At 58.6% G+C, this 19426-nt stretch carries 15 protein-coding genes; 3 read left to right on the top strand and 12 right to left on the bottom strand.

Annotation, left to right across the window (positions count from 1 at the left end; genetic code table 11):
- Positions 1 to 90: 90 nt before the first annotated feature.
- The 10 genes from tssH to NZK35_RS22970 all read right to left on the bottom strand — a co-directional run bounded on the left by tssH (position 91) and on the right by NZK35_RS22970 (position 13414).
- Positions 91 to 2856, bottom strand: a complete 2766-nt coding sequence (gene tssH / locus NZK35_RS23015) for a type VI secretion system ATPase TssH (RefSeq protein ID WP_259634873.1) — start codon at positions 2854 to 2856, stop codon at positions 91 to 93.
- Between the two features lie 64 nt (positions 2857 to 2920).
- Positions 2921 to 3946, bottom strand: a complete 1026-nt coding sequence (gene tssG / locus NZK35_RS23010; RefSeq protein WP_259634872.1) for a type VI secretion system baseplate subunit TssG — start codon at positions 3944 to 3946, stop codon at positions 2921 to 2923.
- Positions 3910 to 5784 (bottom strand): type VI secretion system baseplate subunit TssF, encoded by a 1875-nt coding sequence (gene tssF / locus NZK35_RS23005; protein WP_259634871.1) that lies wholly within the window; start codon positions 5782 to 5784, stop codon positions 3910 to 3912. The genes tssG and tssF overlap by 37 nt, the downstream gene beginning before the upstream one ends.
- Positions 5785 to 5798: 14 nt before the next feature.
- Positions 5799 to 6296, bottom strand: coding sequence for a type VI secretion system baseplate subunit TssE (tssE, locus tag NZK35_RS23000; RefSeq protein WP_259634870.1), 498 nt, complete (start codon positions 6294 to 6296; stop codon positions 5799 to 5801).
- A 5-nt stretch (positions 6297 to 6301) separates the two neighbouring features.
- Positions 6302 to 7183 carry a type VI secretion system accessory protein TagJ gene (locus NZK35_RS22995; RefSeq protein ID WP_259634869.1) on the bottom strand — a complete coding sequence of 294 codons (882 nt, stop codon included), beginning with the start codon at positions 7181 to 7183 and terminating at the stop codon, positions 6302 to 6304.
- A 236-nt stretch (positions 7184 to 7419) separates the two neighbouring features.
- Entirely contained in the window at positions 7420 to 7905 is a 486-nt protein-coding gene (locus tag NZK35_RS22990; protein WP_259634868.1) for an Hcp family type VI secretion system effector, read from the bottom strand.
- A gap of 100 nt (positions 7906 to 8005) precedes the next feature.
- The gene (gene tssC / locus NZK35_RS22985) at positions 8006 to 9502 is read right to left on the bottom strand and encodes a type VI secretion system contractile sheath large subunit (RefSeq protein WP_259634867.1); all 1497 of its coding nucleotides are present in this window, start codon (positions 9500 to 9502) and stop codon (positions 8006 to 8008) included.
- Between the two features lie 6 nt (positions 9503 to 9508).
- The gene (gene tssB / locus NZK35_RS22980) at positions 9509 to 10039 is read right to left on the bottom strand and encodes a type VI secretion system contractile sheath small subunit (RefSeq protein WP_145385844.1); all 531 of its coding nucleotides are present in this window, start codon (positions 10037 to 10039) and stop codon (positions 9509 to 9511) included.
- Between the two features lie 59 nt (positions 10040 to 10098).
- Complete coding sequence (tssA, locus tag NZK35_RS22975) at positions 10099 to 11250, bottom strand: type VI secretion system protein TssA (protein ID WP_259634866.1); 1152 nt, start codon at positions 11248 to 11250, stop codon at positions 10099 to 10101.
- 472 nt (positions 11251 to 11722) lie between these two features.
- Complete coding sequence (locus NZK35_RS22970) at positions 11723 to 13414, bottom strand: hypothetical protein (protein ID WP_259634865.1); 1692 nt, start codon at positions 13412 to 13414, stop codon at positions 11723 to 11725.
- Between the two features lie 470 nt (positions 13415 to 13884).
- On the opposite strand from NZK35_RS22970, the gene tssK reads away from it, so the two are divergent.
- From tssK to NZK35_RS22955, 3 genes are read left to right on the top strand one after another with little or no spacing between them, the layout of a single operon-like run.
- Entirely contained in the window at positions 13885 to 15300 is a 1416-nt protein-coding gene (tssK, locus tag NZK35_RS22965; protein WP_259634864.1) for a type VI secretion system baseplate subunit TssK, read from the top strand.
- 3 nt (positions 15301 to 15303) lie between these two features.
- On the top strand, positions 15304 to 15954 hold the full coding sequence (locus tag NZK35_RS22960; protein WP_259634863.1) for a DotU family type IV/VI secretion system protein: 651 nt from the start codon (positions 15304 to 15306) through the stop codon (positions 15952 to 15954).
- A 36-nt stretch (positions 15955 to 15990) separates the two neighbouring features.
- The gene (locus tag NZK35_RS22955; RefSeq protein ID WP_259634862.1) at positions 15991 to 17997 is read left to right on the top strand and encodes a type VI secretion protein IcmF/TssM N-terminal domain-containing protein; all 2007 of its coding nucleotides are present in this window, start codon (positions 15991 to 15993) and stop codon (positions 17995 to 17997) included.
- Between the two features lie 218 nt (positions 17998 to 18215).
- On the opposite strand, the gene NZK35_RS22950 is transcribed toward NZK35_RS22955, so the two are convergent.
- Entirely contained in the window at positions 18216 to 18518 is a 303-nt protein-coding gene (locus tag NZK35_RS22950; RefSeq protein ID WP_259634861.1) for a hypothetical protein, read from the bottom strand.
- Positions 18519 to 18566: 48 nt separating this feature from the next.
- Complete coding sequence (gene msrA, locus NZK35_RS22945; RefSeq protein WP_259634860.1) at positions 18567 to 19214, bottom strand: peptide-methionine (S)-S-oxide reductase MsrA; 648 nt, start codon at positions 19212 to 19214, stop codon at positions 18567 to 18569.
- Positions 19215 to 19426: the final 212 nt, after the last annotated feature.

Here is a 19426-nt window from a genome sequence, read left to right as displayed (position 1 = left end):
TCGCATTGTACTGAAGAAAAAAAACGCCCGCCGTCTCAGTGGTCCATGCTGCCAATTCTGCGACAGCTCACAATCGACTCGATCACCTGATCACTCAAACGAGTAGTCAAATTCACCGTCTTTCACTTCAACATGGACGCGTTTTGCAGGGTTACCCTCCATCATGCGGGTCAGGAATTCGCCGCTGATTTGCGGCAACACCGTGTTGGTCAAGATCGCGTCGATCATGCGTCCGCCGCTCTCCAGTTCCGTGCAGCGACTGGCAATCAACTTGATCACTTCGTCATCATACGTGAACGGGATGTCGTGGTTGGCTTGCATGCGTTTCGCGATCCGGCCGAGTTGCAGTTTCGCGATCGCGCCGACCATCTCGTCGCTGAGCGGGTAGTAGGGAATCGTCACGATCCGACCCAGCAATGCCGGCGGGAAGACTTTCAACAGCGGTGCGCGCAAGGCCTTGGACAAGCCTTCGGGATCGGGCATCAATTCCGGATCCTTGCACAGGTTCATGGTCAGATCGGTTCCGGCATTGGTGGTCAACAGGATCAGTGTGTTTTTGAAGTCGATCACGCGGCCTTCGCCGTCTTCCATCCAGCCCTTGTCGAAGACTTGGAAGAAGATTTCGTGCACATCGTGGTGCGCTTTTTCGACTTCGTCCAACAGCACGACGCTGTAGGGACGGCGGCGTACCGCTTCGGTCAACACGCCGCCTTCGCCATAGCCGACGTATCCGGGAGGCGCCCCTTTGAGCGTGCTGACGGTGTGCGCCTCTTGGAACTCGCTCATGTTGATCGTGATCACGTTTTGCTCGCCGCCGTACAACGCTTCGGCCAGCGCGAGCGCGGTTTCCGTTTTGCCGACGCCCGAGGGGCCGGCCAGCATGAACACGCCGATCGGTTTGCCGGGGTTGTCCAAGCTTGCCCGTGACGTTTGGATGCGTTTGGCGATCATCTCCAGCGCGTGACGCTGGCCGATGATTCGATCGTTCAGGATATCGGCGAGCTTGAGAACGGTCGCCAATTCGTCCTTGACCATCCGCCCGACGGGAATACCGGTCCAATCCTGGACGACCGACCCGACCGCTTGCTCGTCGACGGTGGGCAGGATCAGCGGGTGTTCGCCTTGCAGCTCCTGAAGTTGTGTTTGCAATTCTTTGAGTTCGTCGAGCAGTTTCTGACGGTCTGCATCGGACAGCTTGACATCCGACTTCTCTTCGGTCGGCTCGGCGGTCTGAACCTTGACGCTCTTGGCTTCCACATCGGCGGCCTTTTCCAGCGGGCTGTCGGTGCCTTCGACTTTTCCGTGGTGACCGCGGAGCTGGCTGCGGACGTCCAGAATTTTTTCGACCAGGTCCTTTTCGTTGTTCCAGCGTTCTTCCAAGCCGCTCAGCCGTTCTTGTTCATAGGCGAGCGCTTCGGTAGCCCGGCGTTGTCGTTCGGTCGTCTCGACACCGACTAGATCCTCGTCGGCGATGATTCGCAATTCGGTATTGAGCGCATCGATTCGTTTTCGCGAATCGTCGACTTCGGCGGGAACGGCGTGTTGGCTGATTGCGACGCGTGCGGCGGCGGTATCGAGCAGGCTGACCGATTTATCAGGCAACTGACGTGCGGGGATGTAGCGATGGGACAGCCGGACGGCGGCTTCCAGGGCTTCGTCCAGGACTTTCACCTTGTGGTGTTTTTCGAGCGTCGACGCCATGCCACGCATCATCAAAATGGCGCGTTCTTCGCTGGGTTCTTCGACCTGAACGACTTGAAACCGCCGCGTCAACGCGGGATCTTTTTCGATGTGTTTCTTGTATTCGGCCCAGGTCGTCGCGGCGACGGTTCGCAGCGTCCCGCGGGCGAGGGCCGGCTTGAGCAAATTGGCCGCGTCGCCGGTTCCGGCGGCGCCGCCGGCGCCGACCAACGTGTGGGCTTCGTCGATGAACATGATGATCGGTTTTTCCGACGATTGAACTTCCTCGATCACCTGTTTGAGTCGGTTTTCAAATTCGCCTTTCATACTCGCACCGGCTTGCAACAGGCCGACGTCCAGCGATCGCAACGACACATCTTTCAGCGGCGGCGGCACATCGCCGGATGCGATTTTGAGTGCGAAGCCTTCGACGACGGCGGTTTTTCCGACGCCGGCTTCGCCGGTCAGGATGGGGTTATTCTGCCGGCGACGCATCAGAATGTCGATGATCTGGCGAATCTCTTCGTCGCGTCCCACGATCGGGTCGATCTTGCCTTGGCGGGCGTTTTCGGTCAGATCGACGGTGAATTGTTTGAGCGCTTCCTGTTTGCCCATCGCCGCGGGAGACATGGCGCCGCTGGCTTCTCCCGGGGCGGCGCCGCCGCCGACCTGGAAGCCGTCGCTAGCGCGCATCGATTCCTCTGGAGAACCGGCGACGACTTCGTCGAATTTGTCGGTCAGCGTATCCAGTTTGACCTTTTCGAATTCCGAGGAGATGTCGTGCAGGGCGTGTGTCAGACTGCGTGTCTTGAGCATTCCGACGACGAGGTGCCCGGTGCGGACTTGGGATTCGCCGAACATCAACGTGCCGTAGACCCAGCCCCGCTCGACGGCTTCTTCGATGTGGGAGGACAGGTCAGAGATCGACGTGGACCCGCGGGGCAGTTTATCCAACGACTCGGTCATGTCCTTGACCAGTTTCGACGGGTTGATGTTAAACTGCTTGACGATGTGATGGAGGTCCGAGTCCTCCAGTTGCAAGATTTGGTTGAACCAGTGGACGAGTTCGACGTAGGGGTTGCCGCGCATCTTGCAGAACACGGTGGCACTCTCGATCGACTTGTAACCCACGCTGTTCAGTTTGCCAAACAGTGCGGTGCGGCTGATATCGGACAAGGTCTTTCTCCTAGGTTGCGAACTTGACAGGCTGGAAGCCTATCCCACTTGTTCTTCGAATATTTTAACTGTGTAACAATAAATCTTTCGGATCTTCGGTGACGCCTTCGCTGTCCAACCACATGGTTTGTCCGAGTTTTGCCTCGCCCAATTGCCAAGAAGGCGTTTCTTCTTTCTTGAGGACGAGGTTCAGGTCCCAAACCAATTCTTCGCCGAGGTAGTTTTTGACCAGCGCGGTCAATCGCTGCAGGCTTTCTCCGCCGGGAAGCATGCGGGCAAAATCATCCCAACCGACGGGACCGACGGTGATGCGAAAGCTTTGTTGACACTCCCACACATGCGAACCGAGTGTGCAAGCGATCCCGAGGCTGGAACTGCCGGGGTCGTCGCCGAGATTGAAGCGGCAATTGTCCGGGATTTCAGTCCATCGACCGACGAACTCTTCGATCTCACAGGGCACTTTGAAAAAATCTGAAATCATGGCCTGCAAGCCTTCGGGGTTGCGGGCTTGGCAGGCGAAGCGACCGGCGTAAAACAGCTTTGCCAGATCCGGCAGTTCGTCACGATCTTGCAGCGACGGCATACCGGTCCCCATCAGGGACCCGACATAGACCGAAAATCGATCCGATTCGGGACGATCGAAATGCGCGACCGGCTGAGCGTCTGCCCAAGCCCGATAGAACAGCGAGAGCATGCGGTGATGAAAGACGTCCAGGAAAGCGGCGAACGTGGTGTCGTCGTGGTGCTGGATTCGATCACGAATGTATTCGGTCAAGTGCAGCGGCAGAGCGCCGTTGGGACCGCACAGCCCGAAGAAACGGACGCTCATTTTGTGGTAGTCGTTGGCGCCGACGCCGCTGGCAAGATCAAACGCCGACAACGACGACGGTGCGAAACTGAGCGACGGTTGCTGGGTCAACCGGACGCGATCATCGGACAGACGGATGGTATGCCCGAACCGAGGGGAATCGGCAAACGCGCATTCGAGCAACCGCATCGCTTGATAGAAATCAAACTTGTACGGTTCGTCGGTTAGCCGCTGCAGCGTCACGTCTAAAGGGCGTGTCGCCGTCCCATCTTCGCGGGCCATCGCGCTACCTCTCCTCGTTCGGTCGTTCGAAAGACCGTCTCGGTAAATGAGTTGATTGACACATACTTCGCAAAAAATTCGTTGAGCACCGCCGCCATCAAGAACGCACCCGTTCCCTCGAATCCTGTTTCGTCCAGCGTGAGCGTGAGTTCGAGGCCGCGGCCGAAACTGAGTGGACCGGATGACGAGATCGGGCGGGTGACCGGTTTGGATTCGATCGACCGCACGGCGTCGATCTGCTTGTTCGTCATCACGTTATTGGTGTCGGAGTAGAGCGACAGCAGCTCTCGGAGCGCGGTCGCGCCGCCGGTTTCGCTGTTTAACAACGAGAGATAATTGAGCGACAGGTGATTGATCAAACGCCAAGTGGTCTGGCCATTCTCATAGCTTTTGGAAGGCTGGGGTTTGGTGGGGCCGACCAGACAACGGACGGCCTGGACGGGGGCACTGACTTCCAGGGTAAAGTCAGAATCGCTGATTCCCACCGGCATCTGAAGCGGTAGATCGCGGTTGGTGCAAAGTGTCTCCACCGACAGCTGGCGAAGCTCGTGCGAATACGGTGCCTCGTTCGCGTCGACCAACGTCAGGAATGCTTCGCTGCCGATGTAGCTTGAGCGTGGCCCGTATTGCTTGTGCTTACCCGACAGCATGCGTGGGCGCCGAGTGACGGTGAAGTAAGCCCGGCTACGATGATCCGACGTGAAGTCGTTGATCGAATAAAACGGCTTGAATTCCTGCTCGCGGTCGTTGCTGGTGCCGTAGCCTCGCACCTCGTTGACATCGTAAACTTCGAAATCCAGTGCGCGCGTGCGATCCGGCATGACCTGATATTCCGACGCACGGTCACTGAGATGAATTCGATCGGCGCGCTTGGGGAACAGATTGATCGCCGGACAACTGAACAAGGAAAAATGAGTCGCGTCGACGCGGTTGGAAAGCTGGGGGTCGCCGCGGCCAAGCAGGATCGCAATTTCAATCGACTCGCTGTCGCAGTGTTTGACCAGTGACTGCAGTTCGTTCAATTGGGCAAACATGTAGCGATGCGGAAACGAAAAGTATTCCTGCAGCAATCGGTATCCCTGAAACGACCGCGGCCCATAGGGCAGCATGGCTTGGTGATCGCCGAAGCCCATCGGGCGGACTTTGGACTTCCCCAGTTGAACCTTCCAGCGTGCTTGATTCCCACCGGCCCGCACGGCGATTCCGACCCCGCCGGTCATCAGTTGTTCGTAGATCCGCATCGGCACGTCGGTGGCACCGCGGATAAACAGGGGCAGCTGATCGAGCGGAAGCTGATTGAATTTGAGCCCCGCGGTGGATTCCAGTTTCAAGACCATGGCGGCCTTGACCGACGGATGATCGGGCAGCCCGAGCGCGGCGACGTCCCGCAGGAAGTAGTCGGCCTTGGACAACTTGATCGGCCACAGCGTGACGTCATCGGCCGTGCGAAAGGTACAGCGGGTCTGTTCGCCCTTGCCCAGCAGACTTTGCAGCAACGTGTGGCGTGGCAGCTTGAATCCCTCGGCCAATGCCCCTTCGGTCAAGTCGGGTTGGAACTGAACGACGGCCATCGACGGCTGGGGCGACAGATAATGGGGACACACCATCTGCAGCAAGTGCTGTGTCAGCCGGGGGAATTCGGCGTCCAGTTTCAGCTGGATGCGTGCGGCCAGCAAGGCAAACCCTTCGAACAATCGCTCCACATACGGATCGGCACATTCAAAGACATCGATCCCCAACCGGCTGGCGATCTTGGGGTATTCCTCGGCGAACTCGGCACCCGATTCGCGAACGAATTGGAGCTCTTGGTTGTAATAATTCAGCAGACGCGGATCCATGCAGACGTGCCTCGTTATGCTTCGTGAATATTGACGGTGCCCGTCTCAAGATCGAGCTCCGAACGCAGGTACAGACGTTCGGGAAACGGCCTGGACCAGAGTTCGCCTTCGATCTCGAACTGCAGTGAGTTTGACAGTGGCGAATCGGGGTCCTTGTCACCTCGCACTTCCAGCGTGTCGGCAAGGATTCGGGGTTCGAAATCCAAAATCGCTTGACGCAGCGCCTGCTGGACTTCGAACACCTGCAATCCGGAAACGGTTTTACCGGTCAGATCCGGGATGCCATAGTTGATGACCGATTTGGCCACCTCGGGGTAGTCAGTCAGATCCTGGTGGGCGGCCAGATGGCAGGTGTTCATCAGCCACGCCAAGTCACGCAAAACGGCGGCGCGCAACTTGTGGATCGAGAACACGCGTTGGTCGCGTGATTCGACTCTGGTTCCCGCTTGGTCGTCGGTCAGACGATCCAACAGCGAAGGAAACAGGCGTTCTTGAGAACTCAGGTCTGCCATGGTGCTCAGTCATCACCACTTGGAACGTCGCTAGATTGGTCCTCGTCAGGTTTTGCCTGCTCGTCGGGTTCCGGTTCCACGTTCAAGGTGATTTTTCGCACGTCCAGCAACGCGTATTCATCGGCATCGGTGGCGAGCATGCGTTGTCCGATCCCGATCGCAAGTTCACTGTCGGCGTCCGCGACGGGCAGCCAGTCGGTTTTTCGGGAAAGCCGGACCAGGGGATCTTCGATCGATTCGGACCCGGGGTAGCGGGTCGGAATCATGCCAAAGGATTCTCCGCCGTTGGCCCAGGTGAAATGCACGGGGGTCCAAACAAAATCACGCAGGTCCGAGGGTGCTTCGATTTCGATGTGTGCGATGCGGTGAAACGGGATCCAGTAATACTGTCCGTTGAGCAGGCCTTCGAGCACGGGACCCAGCCTCGGATCGGCGTCGGCGATCCAATCGAATTCGTGGCGATGATCGCCGGTCAGTTCGAGGGTCCCGGCGGTTGTGGGGGCGGATTCAAACGCCTCGGTGCGCAGCGACTCGGCTTTGGCGTGTTGCCCGTTGGCAGCCAGTTTGAGCGCTTCGATCATCAAGGCCAACCAGCGATCGGGTTCGCCGAAGATCATCGGCGAGGTCTGGCCGGCGAAAACGCGGCCGCGCGTTTTTTCGCACTTGATGGCTTCGCGATAGGCTTGCACCATCGCCAGGTTTCCGGCGTCCAGTTCGCCCGCGATCTCGAGTTGGCTGAGCGCACTGTCCCACTTGCCGAGCACGGTCAGCATCTGGAACAAGAAGACCCGGTACTTGTCGTTGGCCGGGTCTTGTTGGACGGCCTTTTTGAGTTCGGCGAAGGCATCATCCAATTTGCCATCGCGGAGGTATCCTTCGGCGAGCATTTGAGGCGATCCAATAGGAGAGACGCCGACGTCAAACGGTCAAACGGCGACGGCAATCGAGTGTAGGAAAAACGGCGCCGAGAGACTCAGCGCTCGAAATGTCAGGAGGCCTGCCCCGGATGCGCGATCGGAAACCGCGTCCGGGCAAGAAACCTCGTGGCTGGCGAATCGACCCTTCGGACGAGCATGCAATAGACAGGCTCACCCCGCTGAATCAATCAAACGCGATCAGCCGATCACGACGCGGAGTTTTCGGCGATATTCCAGATGAACTCTTTCGCCGCGGCGGCCGTTCCGTCAGCCTTCTGGGCTTTGTACTCGACCTTCACTTCGCGGAAGTTCAACGAAATGTTTTCGGTCAGTCGGTCTTCACCGCCGGACCCGCCCGTCTGGACCGACGTCACCAGAACATCCTTCATGTGGACGATCAAGTATTCCAACGGCGTCTTGCCAGCTTTTCGAACGGTCAACTTGGCGTTGGTGAAGTGATCACCGTTTGCACAGTACACCATCAAGATCGGAGACGACGAGTCGAGCCACTTGGTCACGCTGATGTCTTGGAAGCTCGCCTTGCCGGAACCGCCACCACCACCGGCGTGAAACGAGCCGGATTGTGACATCCCCCAACTCCAGGCGAGAACGTCGATCTCGTCCTTGTGGGTTTTGTCTTGAGATTCTCCTTGAATCTCACCGGTGATGTCCAGAAACATGTCTACAGCCATAGTGATTCCCTTTTGCAGTCGAGTGCCAGTCAATGAATAAAACGTCGCGAAGTCTACCGCTTCGCGACGTGCGAAAGTCTACACGCCACGGAGCTATCGATCAGCCACCCTTGGCCGAAGGAAGTTTCGAGACGAGTCGCAGTGAAACCGAAAGCCCCTCCAATTGATAATGCGGACGCAAGAAGAATTTGGACGTGTAATAGCCTGGATTCCCTTCGACCTCTTCGATCACCACTTCGGCGGCTGCCAAAGGTTTACGGGCTTTGGTGTCTTCGCTGGATGTACCGGGGTTACCGTCGACATACTGGTTGATCCAATCTTGGAGCCACCGCTGCATGTCCTTGCGTTCTTTGAAGCTGCCGATCTTGTCACGTACGATGCACTTCAGGTAGTGCGCGAACCGACAGGTGGCGAACAGGTACGGCAGCCGTGCACCCAGGTTGGCGTTGGCGGTTGCATCGGGATCGTCGTATTCAGCCGGTTGATGCAACGACTGGGCACCGATGAAGGCGGCAAAGTCGGAATTCTTTTTATGGATCAGCGGCATGAAACCGTTTTTCGCGAGTTCCGCTTCACGACGATCGCTGATGGCGATTTCGGTCGGACATTTCATGTCGACTCCACCGTCATCGGTCGGGAACGTGTGACAGGGCAGCCCTTCGACCGCACCACCGGATTCGATCCCACGAATGCGCGAGCACCAACCGTACATTTTGAATGAACGCGTGATGTTGGTCGCCATCGCGTAGGCGGCGTTCGCCCAGCAATAGTTTTCGCTGTTGGCCGCGTCGGTGTCTTCCTCAAAGGCGAACTCATCGACGGGATCGGATGCGGCACCGTAAGGCAAGCGTGACAGGAAGCGTGGCATCGCCAAGCCGATGTACTTGGAATCGTCCGATTCCCGCAGTGATCGCCAAGCGGCGTACTCGGGGGTCTGGAAAATCTTGGTCAAGTCGCGCGGATTGGTCAGTTCTTGCCAACTGTCCATCTGCATCACGGTCGGCGAGACGCCGGCGATGAAGGGTGAGTGACAGGCGGCCGAAATTTGAGCCATTTCGCCGAGCAATTCGACATCCGGCGGGCTGTGGTCGAAGTGGTAGTCGCCGACGAGGCAGCCGTAGGGCTCGCCGCCGAATTGACCGTACTCTTCTTCGTACATCTTCTTGAAGATCGGACTTTGGTCCCAGGCGGTGCCTTTGAACTTCTTGACCGTCTTGTGCAGCTCTTTCTTCGAGATGTTCATCACTCGAATCTTGAGCATCTCGTCGGTCTCGGTGTTGTTGACCAAGTGATGCAACCCACGCCACGCACCTTCCAGCTTTTGGAAGTCTTCGTTGTGGAGGATCAGGTTGATCTGCTCGCTGAGCTTGGAATCGATCTGAGCGATGATCGCTTCGACCGATGCCAACACGTCGTCGGAGATCAGAGACGTCTGCGCGAGCGCCTGTTCGGCGAGCGTTTGGACGGCGGTTTCGACCGCTTCTTTGGCTTGGTCGGATTTGGGGCGGAATTCCTTCTGCAACAGCGAAGAGAACTCACTTGCTTCGAGGGTTGCGCCCTCGGCCTGTCCAGCGGATGCGGCTTCGTCGGTACTCATTATGAATTACTCCTCGTTGGCGGGTGTTTCAGCGTCGTCGCCGTCCGCTTTCGGAGCGGCGGAGAGTGATTGCAGCAAGGCGGGATCTTTCAGGGCCTTGGCGAGCAAGGCTTCGGCACCGTCTTTGCCGTCCATGTAGGTCAGCAGGTTGGAGAGCTGTTCGCGGGCTTGCAACAGTTTGCTGAGCGAATCGACTTTGCGGGCGATGGCCGCGGGCGAAAAGTCATCCATGCTCTCGAACGTCAGGTCGACGGCCATGTTGCCTTCGCCGGTCAACGTGTTGGGCACCTGGAATGCGGCGCGAGGTTTCATGGACTTCATTCGTTCATCGAAGTTGTCCACGTCGATCTCAAGCGCCTTGCGGTCAGCGACCGGGGCGAGCGGTTCCTCAGGCTTTCCCGACAGATCGGCCAGCACACCCATCACGAAGGGAAGCTGAACCTTCTTTTCGGCACCGTAGACTTCCACGTCGTATTCGATTTGCACGCGAGGAGCTCGATTCCTCGCAATAAATTTTTGAGCGCTAGCTTTAGCCATCTGTTACTCCTGCGGAAAAATTTGGGCGATCACTTGCCGCCGCTGTTGAAATTGTGGGGTCACCAAGTTGATGAATTGTCTGCGGCCGGTTCTTCGGATTCGCCGCTCGTCTGGGGAAGATCCGGTTTGTTTCCACCGAGCGCCTCGGCCTGGGAGACGGCATCGGGGGCCAGATCGCGAAGGATGTCCAAGAAACTCTTGGAGGCGAGTCGTTGGGCGCGTCGAATCAAAAGGGGCAACGGGCTGGACGGTTCGTTTTCTTCATAGAAATCACAAACGTCATCCAACGCCTTGATGGCGTCTTTGCGCGACGTGATCTTGCCGTTGACGCGATATCCCTGTGCCGCCGCAGCGGCGGGCAGATCGCCGGAGGCGGCCGCTTCGCCGCTGCCGCTGCCGTCACCGTCCGCTTCGCCTTCACCGTCCGCTGCGGGTTGGTCGGCAAAGACACCGCGTCGCTCGAGTTGTGAGACCACATACTTGTGCATCTCTTCGAGTAACAACCGCGGCGGAGCGAGGCTGACGGCAAAATTGACACCGACCTGCTCGGTGACGAATTTCTCGATCGCGTCGACGTGCTCGGCCGCCAGACGGAGCGCTTCTTCGGTCGCCTGGATCGATTCCACGTCGACATCACTGAACGCCGCGTCGATCACGCCGAGCGAGGGACGGCTGGAGCCGGACTCGTCGTCCGAGGCCGGTTTATCTTCCGCCTCGCGGGCATGTTCGACGTCGCGAAGCGAGAAGCGACCGACCGTACGCGATGCGACCAGCGGCGCGTCACGCAAGTCCTTCATGATCCCCTGTTCGTCGCAGAACGTGATCAACGTGTTCGTGCGGTAGGTCGGATCGTCATTGTCTTCGTGATCCAACTCGGGATGCACGGTCTCCCAAAACGTTTCGAGATAGCTGCGCAGCAGATGCAATGCGTGAGAGAAACCGATCACGCCATCCTGGTGGAGCGTCGCACGCGCCAACATGGCAACGACTCGCATGTCCTTGGTGCGGGACAACAAGGCTTCGGCCCGCTTTTTGACGTCCTTCCAGTCCGGCGGCTCGGCCGCGACGACGGTGTCGCCGTACTGTTGTTCGGCCGTGCTCTGTGCGGCGCGCTCCATTTCGCCGAACTCGGCATCGTATTCCAAGTCCGGACCACAGGGCTCTTCGTCGGAGATCGGCGCAAGGAGTGTTTCGAGATCCGTTAGATCCATCTGGCTTACAATTTTCCGGAGAGCGACTTGGATGTAGGTACGATAGCACCGAGGTCGGTGCGAAACGACGCCGCCACGTCGCTAGAGTGTCTCAAACGCGTGAGGCGTCGAGCGTCGGACTTGGGAACCGTAGGACATCGATAACGATGCGGCAGTCGACCAGAAAGAATGGCAGTCACGATTTACCCCATCTCGGTTGGATGGAAGGAAAACTCCGGTGATACCACTCAAGATACAATTCCTACAGTCGCCAATGTGTAACGTGGGAAAAAAATCGTCTCAAGGCCATTCCATCGCGATCGCAGCGACAGCAAGCGAAGCTGTTGTTTCGGCGAACGGGTGCCACGGGCTTGAGTCGCACCGGGACGATCGTCCCAGGGACGATGCATTTTGTGAGAGCAAGTCATTCGGTGACGGATGTCAGTCATCGAGCGTCCTTGGCAATCCCCGAGCGGAAAAGGTTGATCAATCGCTAGAACGTCCAGCGCAGATCCAGTCGCAACACGCTGCGATACCAATGCCGCTCGGTCACGCTGACGCCGCCGTTGATCCCCAGTTCAAACAGTCGTCCGTGATCACGAACGATCCGCAAGCCGGGATAAAGATTAATAATATTTTCGCCGTCGATGCTTTGAGGATTGGGCAAGCCGACGGATTTCTGCCCCGTCAAGATAGACCAACCAACAAGCTCAAACGTGGGAAGAATCGCAAACGTGTCGCTGTCATACAGAACGTTTGCAAACCCCATGCCGTATCTTAACACCGGCCCCGAAAACCCCGGTTCGCCGCCGATCGGAAACCATAGTTTCAGTTCGTTATGAATCAGCGTGCGATCACTCCACTTATAACTTGCGACAAACCCCGGCTCCATCGAGACGTGTCCGTTGCCGAGCCCACGCTTGGCCGATCCGGTCGCCAACTGGTTCCGCAAGACCTGCGTCAGCTGCAGTGAATCGCCGTCGATCATCACGGTCTTGGTTGTGATTGCCATATCCCCCATTCCACCTGTATTACTCAGAATGGTGGGATCGATGAAACGTAACGGCAGCTCGGTGGTGGCGGAAAACTTGCTGCCGCCGACTTCGAAGGACAAGCGAATGTCCTGGTAATCGACCGAGGGTTCAAACGTCAGTGGGTTGGTAAACTCGGGCCCTTTCTTACCGATTCGCGACCAAAAGTATTCCACGCGGTCGGCGAATTCCCAATCGCGCGCCGACTCGAAGCGCAGACGAAAATTGTTAGACGGTTGCGAGGCATCGATTTCGAACAACGCAAACGGCAACCGCTCGACGCCCACACCGACATCGCGTCCTGCTTGGCTGCGCATCGCCCTGGCGGTTCGTTCGAACAGCGTGGCCAAGGGTTTTCGTCTTCGATTGCGGAACGTTTCGAACCGATCGCTGGCAGCGGAAGGAACCCAGACGGGATCGGGCTGTAAGTTTTCTGCGATCGGAATTCGATCGCCTTCAACTGGCAACGTCGACGGAACCATTTCCGTCGCGATGGCGTTGGGTGTCGGCAGGATCTCGGTCCCAGGATCATCGGCGAGGTGAACGGTCGGTTTCAAGATCGTTCCCGCGGCAGGATCCCAACTGGGGACGGCCGGTTGAAACAGGATCCGGGGCCGCGCCGTATCGGGCGTAACGAACGGCTGTGAAACCGGTTCGCCTGCGGTGCTCGACGAGCCTTCGGGGGCTTTCGCCGCCATTGCGCCGCGATCGGGCGGCGGCAGCGCCGAGTCCGATTGGGCCAGCACGACCGCGGGCTGGCCGTCGATCGCCGAAAGATGATCCAGCGGATCGGGCGATGCAATCCTGACGTAGGGCGGTCGCGTCGTCGCAGAGGGCGAGGGATTGCGCGAATGCGTTGAATGACCGAGCGAATGCGGCGTGGTGCTGAGTGTCGCGGGCATCGTGCCCACGGTGACGGGAGGCGACAATTGCTGGGGTAGCAGCAGCCCTTCGACCGGCTCCGGTTCGTCGATGGTCCACGAAAACGGGGCGTCGGGATCGGTGGAAGACCGCTGGGTTGAAGACAGTGGCGTCGAGGTCTGACCGGCCACGGGTGACGGGCTCTGAGCGTCCGCGGAGTGGACTGCCGCGAGGGTGCAGCCGAGCAGCAGCCAGATCAGCAGTCGTAACGGAACGTGCAGAGGATTCGTCACTGAAATGGTGAGTGTCTCTGGAGGATTCGTGGGTCTAAACCTCAGCCTGGCCGACGGGCAACGTGGTGTGACCCCACTGCCAGGACGGTCGATGTCGGTTGGTCTCTGTCGATTTATCGGACGTTCGGATCTTTACGGTCATGTGAATTGGGTAAGATTTGTCGGTTATTACCGAACGGCAGCTTGATTTCCTGCCCGATTGGGCTGTGGGAACGGATATTGGGCAAGGAGGATGCCGATGACGGGCCGGTCGGGAACACGCAATCATGTCCGTGAAGGGAGGATCAGCAGTTTCACGGCAGAAACGTTGAACGCCGGGTCCGGTTTGCCAGGTGTTGTTGGACGGAAAGACTTTGCGACGACTGCTGTAGGAGATCCATCAGCGGATGGCGCATAATGGGCCGGAGTCTCACAAGATGGGTCGACTTGATGAATAACAGAGGCGTTACCGACGTATGAAGAATCCACGCGTGCACTGGTATCAAGGGCTGTTTGTGCGGCCCCACCATCTACAGGCAGCTGATCGACACTGGTTGGAACTGTCGCACACGTCCGAAAGCTGGGATCATCCCTATGGTTATGGTCTGCACGCGTTTCAGTACAGCAAAGACGCCTTGGCCAGCGGCCACTTCCGCGTCGAAGAGCTTGATGCCCGCTTGCGCGACGGCACGTTGATCCGCTTGGACAGCGGCCAGGAACTCGAGGTGGATTTGAAGGCGGCGTTCGAAGCCCAATCGGCGACCGAGTCCGAAACGTCGTTGATGATTTACATCGGCGTCCCCAAGTTGAACCTGGGCGGCGAGAACGTCAGCGGAGATTCCACCAACGGATTCGCGCGTTTCACCCGCATCCAATCAACCGTTCCGGACGAAAACGGCCAAGACAGCGGCCAACCGATCGAATTTCGGCGTCTGAATTTGCGGTTGATCGTCGGCAGCGACACCGCCGGCTACGAAGTGCTGCCGATCGCGCGGGTCCGCAGCGCCAGTGAGCGCGAGGTTCAACCGGTGATCGATGAAAACTACATCCCGCCGATCCTGGCGACCCATTCCTGGCCCTACCTGCGCCGCCATTATGTGCAAGGGATCCGCGACGTGTTGAGCGGCAACATGGACACGCTCAGCGAACCGGTCCGCCAGTTGAGTGTCGGCCGTCACAGTCTGGAACCGGCCGATTCGGGTCGCGTGTCGATGCTGGACCGTTTGAACGAGGCGTACAGCACGTTGGACGTGATGGGCCCGGCCTTGGGTGTGCACCCCTTCGACGCCTACATGGAATTGGCCCGGATCCTGGGTCGGTTGTCGATCTTCGGCCCCGAGCGACGCGCCATCGAAGTGGAGCCGTACGATCACGACAACTTAGGGTTCATCTTTGCCGACATCCGCGAAAAGATCCTGGGCATTTTGTACGCCACGCAGTTCGATGAATACCTGCGCGCCAACTTCGAGGGCTACGGATCGACGATGCAGGCCCGGTTGGGCCCGGAATGGTTCGACCCGGATTGGGAATGGTACCTGGGCGTCGAACGCGGTGGTGCGAGCGAGTCGAACTTGCGCGAATTGCTGGAGCGTTCTCCGGAATGGTATTGGGTCTTCGCCAGCGCCGATCAGGTCGAGGATTTCTTTCACGTCCGCCAGAACGGACTGGGCCGCGAGATCGTCACGACCACCATCCCCGATTTGCCCTCGCGACAGTACTGGACGTATTACAAGGTTTCCCAAGACGAGTACGAATCGCCGGCATGGCCAGAGATTCGGCGCACTCAGTCGGTTGCGATGCGGGTGCGGAACTATGACGAACTGACCGGCGCAAGACACTTGGACGTCGTGACCCCCGACGGCAATCGCGCCCGACTTCGATTCGCCCTTTTCGCCATCCGCACGTAAGACATGACGCCAAGATTTGCCGACGCCGTCGATCCGATCCTGATTCACGCGTTTTCTCTGATGGAGCGGATCGATGGAGGCGTGGAGATCGCTCCGGCGGAAGAGAAACGGACGTTAGAGGGCCTGCTGCAACAGGCTGACAGTCGACTTTCCGGCTATACCGAAGACTGGGAACTGGCGAAGTATGCATTGGTGACGTGGATCGATGAGATGCTGGTCGATGCCCACATCTGGTCGGGGCAAAACTGGTGGCGTGACAACGTGCTGGAATGGAGTTTGTTCAATACGCGACGCTGCAATGACTTGTACTACGTCAACGCGACGACGGCGCTCAATGCCGGATCCGATGACGCGTTGCAGCTGATTTATGTCTGCGTGATGCTGGGGTTCCGCGGTCTGTATCGAGACCCCAAATTGAATCGGATGTTGATCGACAAACATGGCTTGGCGGTCGATCTGCCGGCTTGGGCCGGCGAATATGGAAACGCCGTCGGCCAGGCACGACAACGCTGGAATGACGCGACCGCGGGACAGGAATGCGAACGGAACCTGGTGCCGGCGGTTCCGCACTGGACGCGCGCCCGGCTCGTTTGGCCTTGGCTGTTGGCAACCATTCTCGCCGGATTGCTCGCCCTTTCCTTCTTCCGAACCTGATGACAGACGTCACGGTAACCGCTAACGATAGTGACCATGTCCAACGAACCGCCGCCCGAAAAAAAACTTCCGCTGCATCGTCGTTTTTTGCCCACGACGCTGGCCGGAAAATCGGCCGCCGTGACGGCATTGGCGCTCGTGATCCTGTTGATCATCGTTTGGATCTTCCGTTTGTTCGGTTCCCAAAGCGTCCGCTTGATTCACGCGGTCTCGATGACCCACATCGTGATCGAAATCGCACTGGTGATTCTGATTCCGGTCGTGCTGTACTGGGGCATGCGGCGTTGGAATCAAGTGATCGAGGGTGAATTCCCGGATATCGACCGTGCCTGGGAAGCTGGGATCGCGGCGCTTGAGGCAAAGGGTGTTTCTCCATCGGACTATCCCATCTTCTTGATCCTGGGATCGTCCGACGACCAAGCCGAACAGGGTTTGATGGAAGCGTTGGAGACCAAGCTGCCGGTGCACGGCGTGCCGGAAGCGGCAGGCGTCAGTCACGCCTTGCAGTGGTACATGAGCACCGATGCGATCTACCTGTTTTGCCCCGGCGCCAGCTCACTGAGCGCGTTGATGGGGCGTTGGGCACCGTCTTCGATGAACGTCGCATCGCGGCGGATCGCGCGCCGCAGTGAGGGGGCCGCTCCAAACGCCGCGCCCGATGCGTCGCCCAGCCCGATCGGCATCCAGAAAATACAGCGTGCCGCCCCCGGCAAACCTCCCGCACCGGCCGCCGCCAAATCGCAACCGCCGACGCTGCAGAAGGAATCGGCGATGCGTCCGGCTCCGCAAACGACACCGCCCGATCGGCAGCCGGCACAAGCTCAGACGTACCTGGGCACAATCGGGAACCAAGCGATGGACTCGTCACCGCTGGCAGGGGCGGCGCGAGAATCAGCCTCGCTGCCGCCGCGTGGATCCGCATTTGACATCCCGACGCCGCCCCGCCCTCAAACGCCCCAGCCGCAAGTGCCGCGTCCCCCAGCACCAGCCGCGGCGATGGGTGACGCCCTGCGACCGGCACCGCGGTACGAGGGGACGATTTCGTTTGATCAGTACCCGCCCAGCCAACCCAGTGCAGCCCCCACGCCGGCTCCCGCGTCCGCGACGTCTTCGCCGGCGGCTGCCGCTGCCCCTCGCGCACCGGTTGCTGCCGAGACGCCGTCGCCGCCCCACGTCACCGCGACGACATCGTCCGGGGCTCCGTTGGCCATGCCTCGCAGCAGCGGCAACAAAAAAGTCGCCTTGCCGGCGTCGCTGGACACATCCGACCAAATCCCTCGCTTGCGCTATGTCTGTAAGTTGCTCAAGCGCGCTCGACGTCCGAGGTGCGGCATCAACGGTGCCGTGACCTTGATCCCATTTGAACTTTCACGCGTCGGTCCGTTACAACTTTCGGCCATCGCCCAATCCGCCCGCAGCGACATCGAAACGATCCAACAAACGATGGGCGTGCGGTCGCCGGTCACCGCCGTGATCGTCGGCCTGGAACAGGACAAGGGGTTCATCGAGTTGGTTCGTCGCTTGCAATCGGGTTTGTTGTCGCGACGACTGGGTGGCCGTTTCGATCTTCGCAGCCGTCCCACGCCCGACGAATTGAACACCCATAGCGATCGCTTGTGCGATGCATTCGAAGACTGGGTGTACCGGCTGTTCAGCCGGGAGGACGGACTGGCCCAGCAACGTGGGAACCGAAAGTTGTACGCGTTGACTTGCAAGATCCGACACGAATTGAAACCACGACTGCGGATGGTGCTGGGACAGGCATTCGGCTGTGAGTCGAGCGAGGAGAGTGCCGGCGGCGACAAAGACGATTCGTTTTTTTTCAGCGGCTGCTACTTTGCCGCCAGCGGTGCCACCACGGGACAAGCCGCGTTCGTCAAAGGCGTGTTGAAGGACAAGCTGATCGACGAGCAATCCAAGGTCGAGTGGACGCCCGAGTCCCGTCGGAAGCAACGACTGCTGACCACGTTCACCGTGATTGGCTGGATCATCGCATTATTACTGACCGTCCTGCTGGTGCTCCAGAGTTTTGTCTGGAACTAACGATCGTCAGAGGGCGAGTCGGCTAGTGAGCCGACGGCACTCACCGGGGGCTCCGAATCAATGTCACTTACTTTGACGCCAAGCGGAGTGTCTTTGTTAGCGGTAGGGCGCGAGCCCTCCGGTCTTTCACGGTGTTTTTGATGCGTGACAGGCCGCTCGCGCCGTTCCGCTAACATCTTTAGAGCCAAAGGAAGTGACATTGGGCTCCGGCTGGCAGGTTAGCAAACCAACAACAATGCAATCAGTACGGAATAACACAGCAACCCATAGATTCCAGCCACGAACGTTACGCCGGGATCGCGCCAGACGTCGTCTGCCAAGCTGGCGCACAGCACACAGGTCAGCGAGAGAAGTGTCATCATTGCAGTGAACACGGCGAACGGTGCGAATGCCCCATATTCCCGCATATCGGTGATGGTGAGACCAAAGCACATCGCAGAGGCAGCAACAAACAGCATCATTGTTCGCAGCGAGACGGTTGCGAAAAACGAAGTGGTTTCGATCGTTGGCTTCTCGTTCATCTCGATACCGATTCGGATCGAACCCGACGCGCGAGGCATGTTGTTTGCTTACTGAACGCCTGTGCTGCTTACCGGATCGGGTTTCAGCTGGTCGGCAAAGAGTTCCTGTAACTTTTTCAGTTTTGGAACGATATACGCTTGGCAGTACGGCTTGTCGGGGTTGCGGTTGAAGTAGTCTTCGTGATCCGAGTCCGCAGGATAAAACGTGCTGGCTCGTTCGATGGACGTCACGATCGGCGATTGAAAAGCCTTTTGCCGATTCAATAATCGTTTGTACTGTTGGGCGACGTCTCGCTGTTGATCCGTGTGGGTGAAGACGACACTCCGATACTGTGGTCCGACGTCTGGACCTTGACGGTTCTTCGTGGTCGGGTCGTGCGTGCGCCAGAAGACCTGCAACAACGTCTCATAGGTGACCACATCGGGGTCGAATTCCAATTGGATCACTTCGACGTGACCGGTCCGTCCCGTGAGCACTTGGCGATACGTCGGATTCTCAATTCGTCCTCCCATGAATCCGGGCCGAACATTGCTGACACCACTAATCCGCTGAAACACGGCCTCCACGCACCAATAACACCCGCCGCCGAACGTTGCCGTTTCAAGCTTGGGTTCATCGGCGAAGGCCCCCGAGGGCACGCAACACCATGCGGCCAATAGGATCGCCGCAATCAGCTCGTGTCGATTGAAATTCATAACGGGTCGTTCATGAGGGGGGAGAGAACTGTCCTCACCGCTGCGGCCAGATCACGCGGCGGTTCTATTCTCACCGCAACCCTACGGTCCGTCAACTTTTCGATGGACGGTGCCGCGGAAAAGGTCAGGCTGCAACGTGCGGAACAATAAAACGATTCCTGGCCCACCGATGGCAACCGATTTCGTTTCTCGCCCTCTGGGAGAGACGGCGT

The sequence above is a fragment of the Stieleria sedimenti genome (genome assembly GCF_025060895.1).
Taxonomy (GTDB): domain Bacteria; phylum Planctomycetota; class Planctomycetia; order Pirellulales; family Pirellulaceae; genus Stieleria; species Stieleria sedimenti.
Note: the sequence above shows the minus strand (reverse complement) of the source record. Positions and strands in the feature narration are given on the sequence as shown.

What these genes read in the sequence shown, in the direction of transcription:
- tssF (WP_259634871.1), bottom strand. Translation starts at nt 5,784, where the DNA reads ATGGATCCGCGTCTGCTGAATTATTACAACCAAGAGCTCCAATTCGTT.
- NZK35_RS22990 (WP_259634868.1), bottom strand. Translation starts at nt 7,905, where the DNA reads ATGGCTGTAGACATGTTTCTGGACATCACCGGTGAGATTCAAGGAGAA.
- tssE (WP_259634870.1), bottom strand. Translation starts at nt 6,296, where the DNA reads ATGGCAGACCTGAGTTCTCAAGAACGCCTGTTTCCTTCGCTGTTGGAT.
- tssA (WP_259634866.1), bottom strand. Translation starts at nt 11,250, where the DNA reads ATGGATCTAACGGATCTCGAAACACTCCTTGCGCCGATCTCCGACGAA.
- NZK35_RS22995 (WP_259634869.1), bottom strand. Translation starts at nt 7,183, where the DNA reads ATGCTCGCCGAAGGATACCTCCGCGATGGCAAATTGGATGATGCCTTC.
- NZK35_RS22955 (WP_259634862.1), top strand. Translation starts at nt 15,991, where the DNA reads ATGTCCAACGAACCGCCGCCCGAAAAAAAACTTCCGCTGCATCGTCGT.
- msrA (WP_259634860.1), bottom strand. Translation starts at nt 19,214, where the DNA reads ATGAATTTCAATCGACACGAGCTGATTGCGGCGATCCTATTGGCCGCA.
- tssC (WP_259634867.1), bottom strand. Translation starts at nt 9,502, where the DNA reads ATGAGTACCGACGAAGCCGCATCCGCTGGACAGGCCGAGGGCGCAACC.
- tssB (WP_145385844.1), bottom strand. Translation starts at nt 10,039, where the DNA reads ATGGCTAAAGCTAGCGCTCAAAAATTTATTGCGAGGAATCGAGCTCCT.
- NZK35_RS22950 (WP_259634861.1), bottom strand. Translation starts at nt 18,518, where the DNA reads ATGAACGAGAAGCCAACGATCGAAACCACTTCGTTTTTCGCAACCGTC.
- tssG (WP_259634872.1), bottom strand. Translation starts at nt 3,946, where the DNA reads ATGGCCCGCGAAGATGGGACGGCGACACGCCCTTTAGACGTGACGCTG.
- NZK35_RS22960 (WP_259634863.1), top strand. Translation starts at nt 15,304, where the DNA reads ATGACGCCAAGATTTGCCGACGCCGTCGATCCGATCCTGATTCACGCG.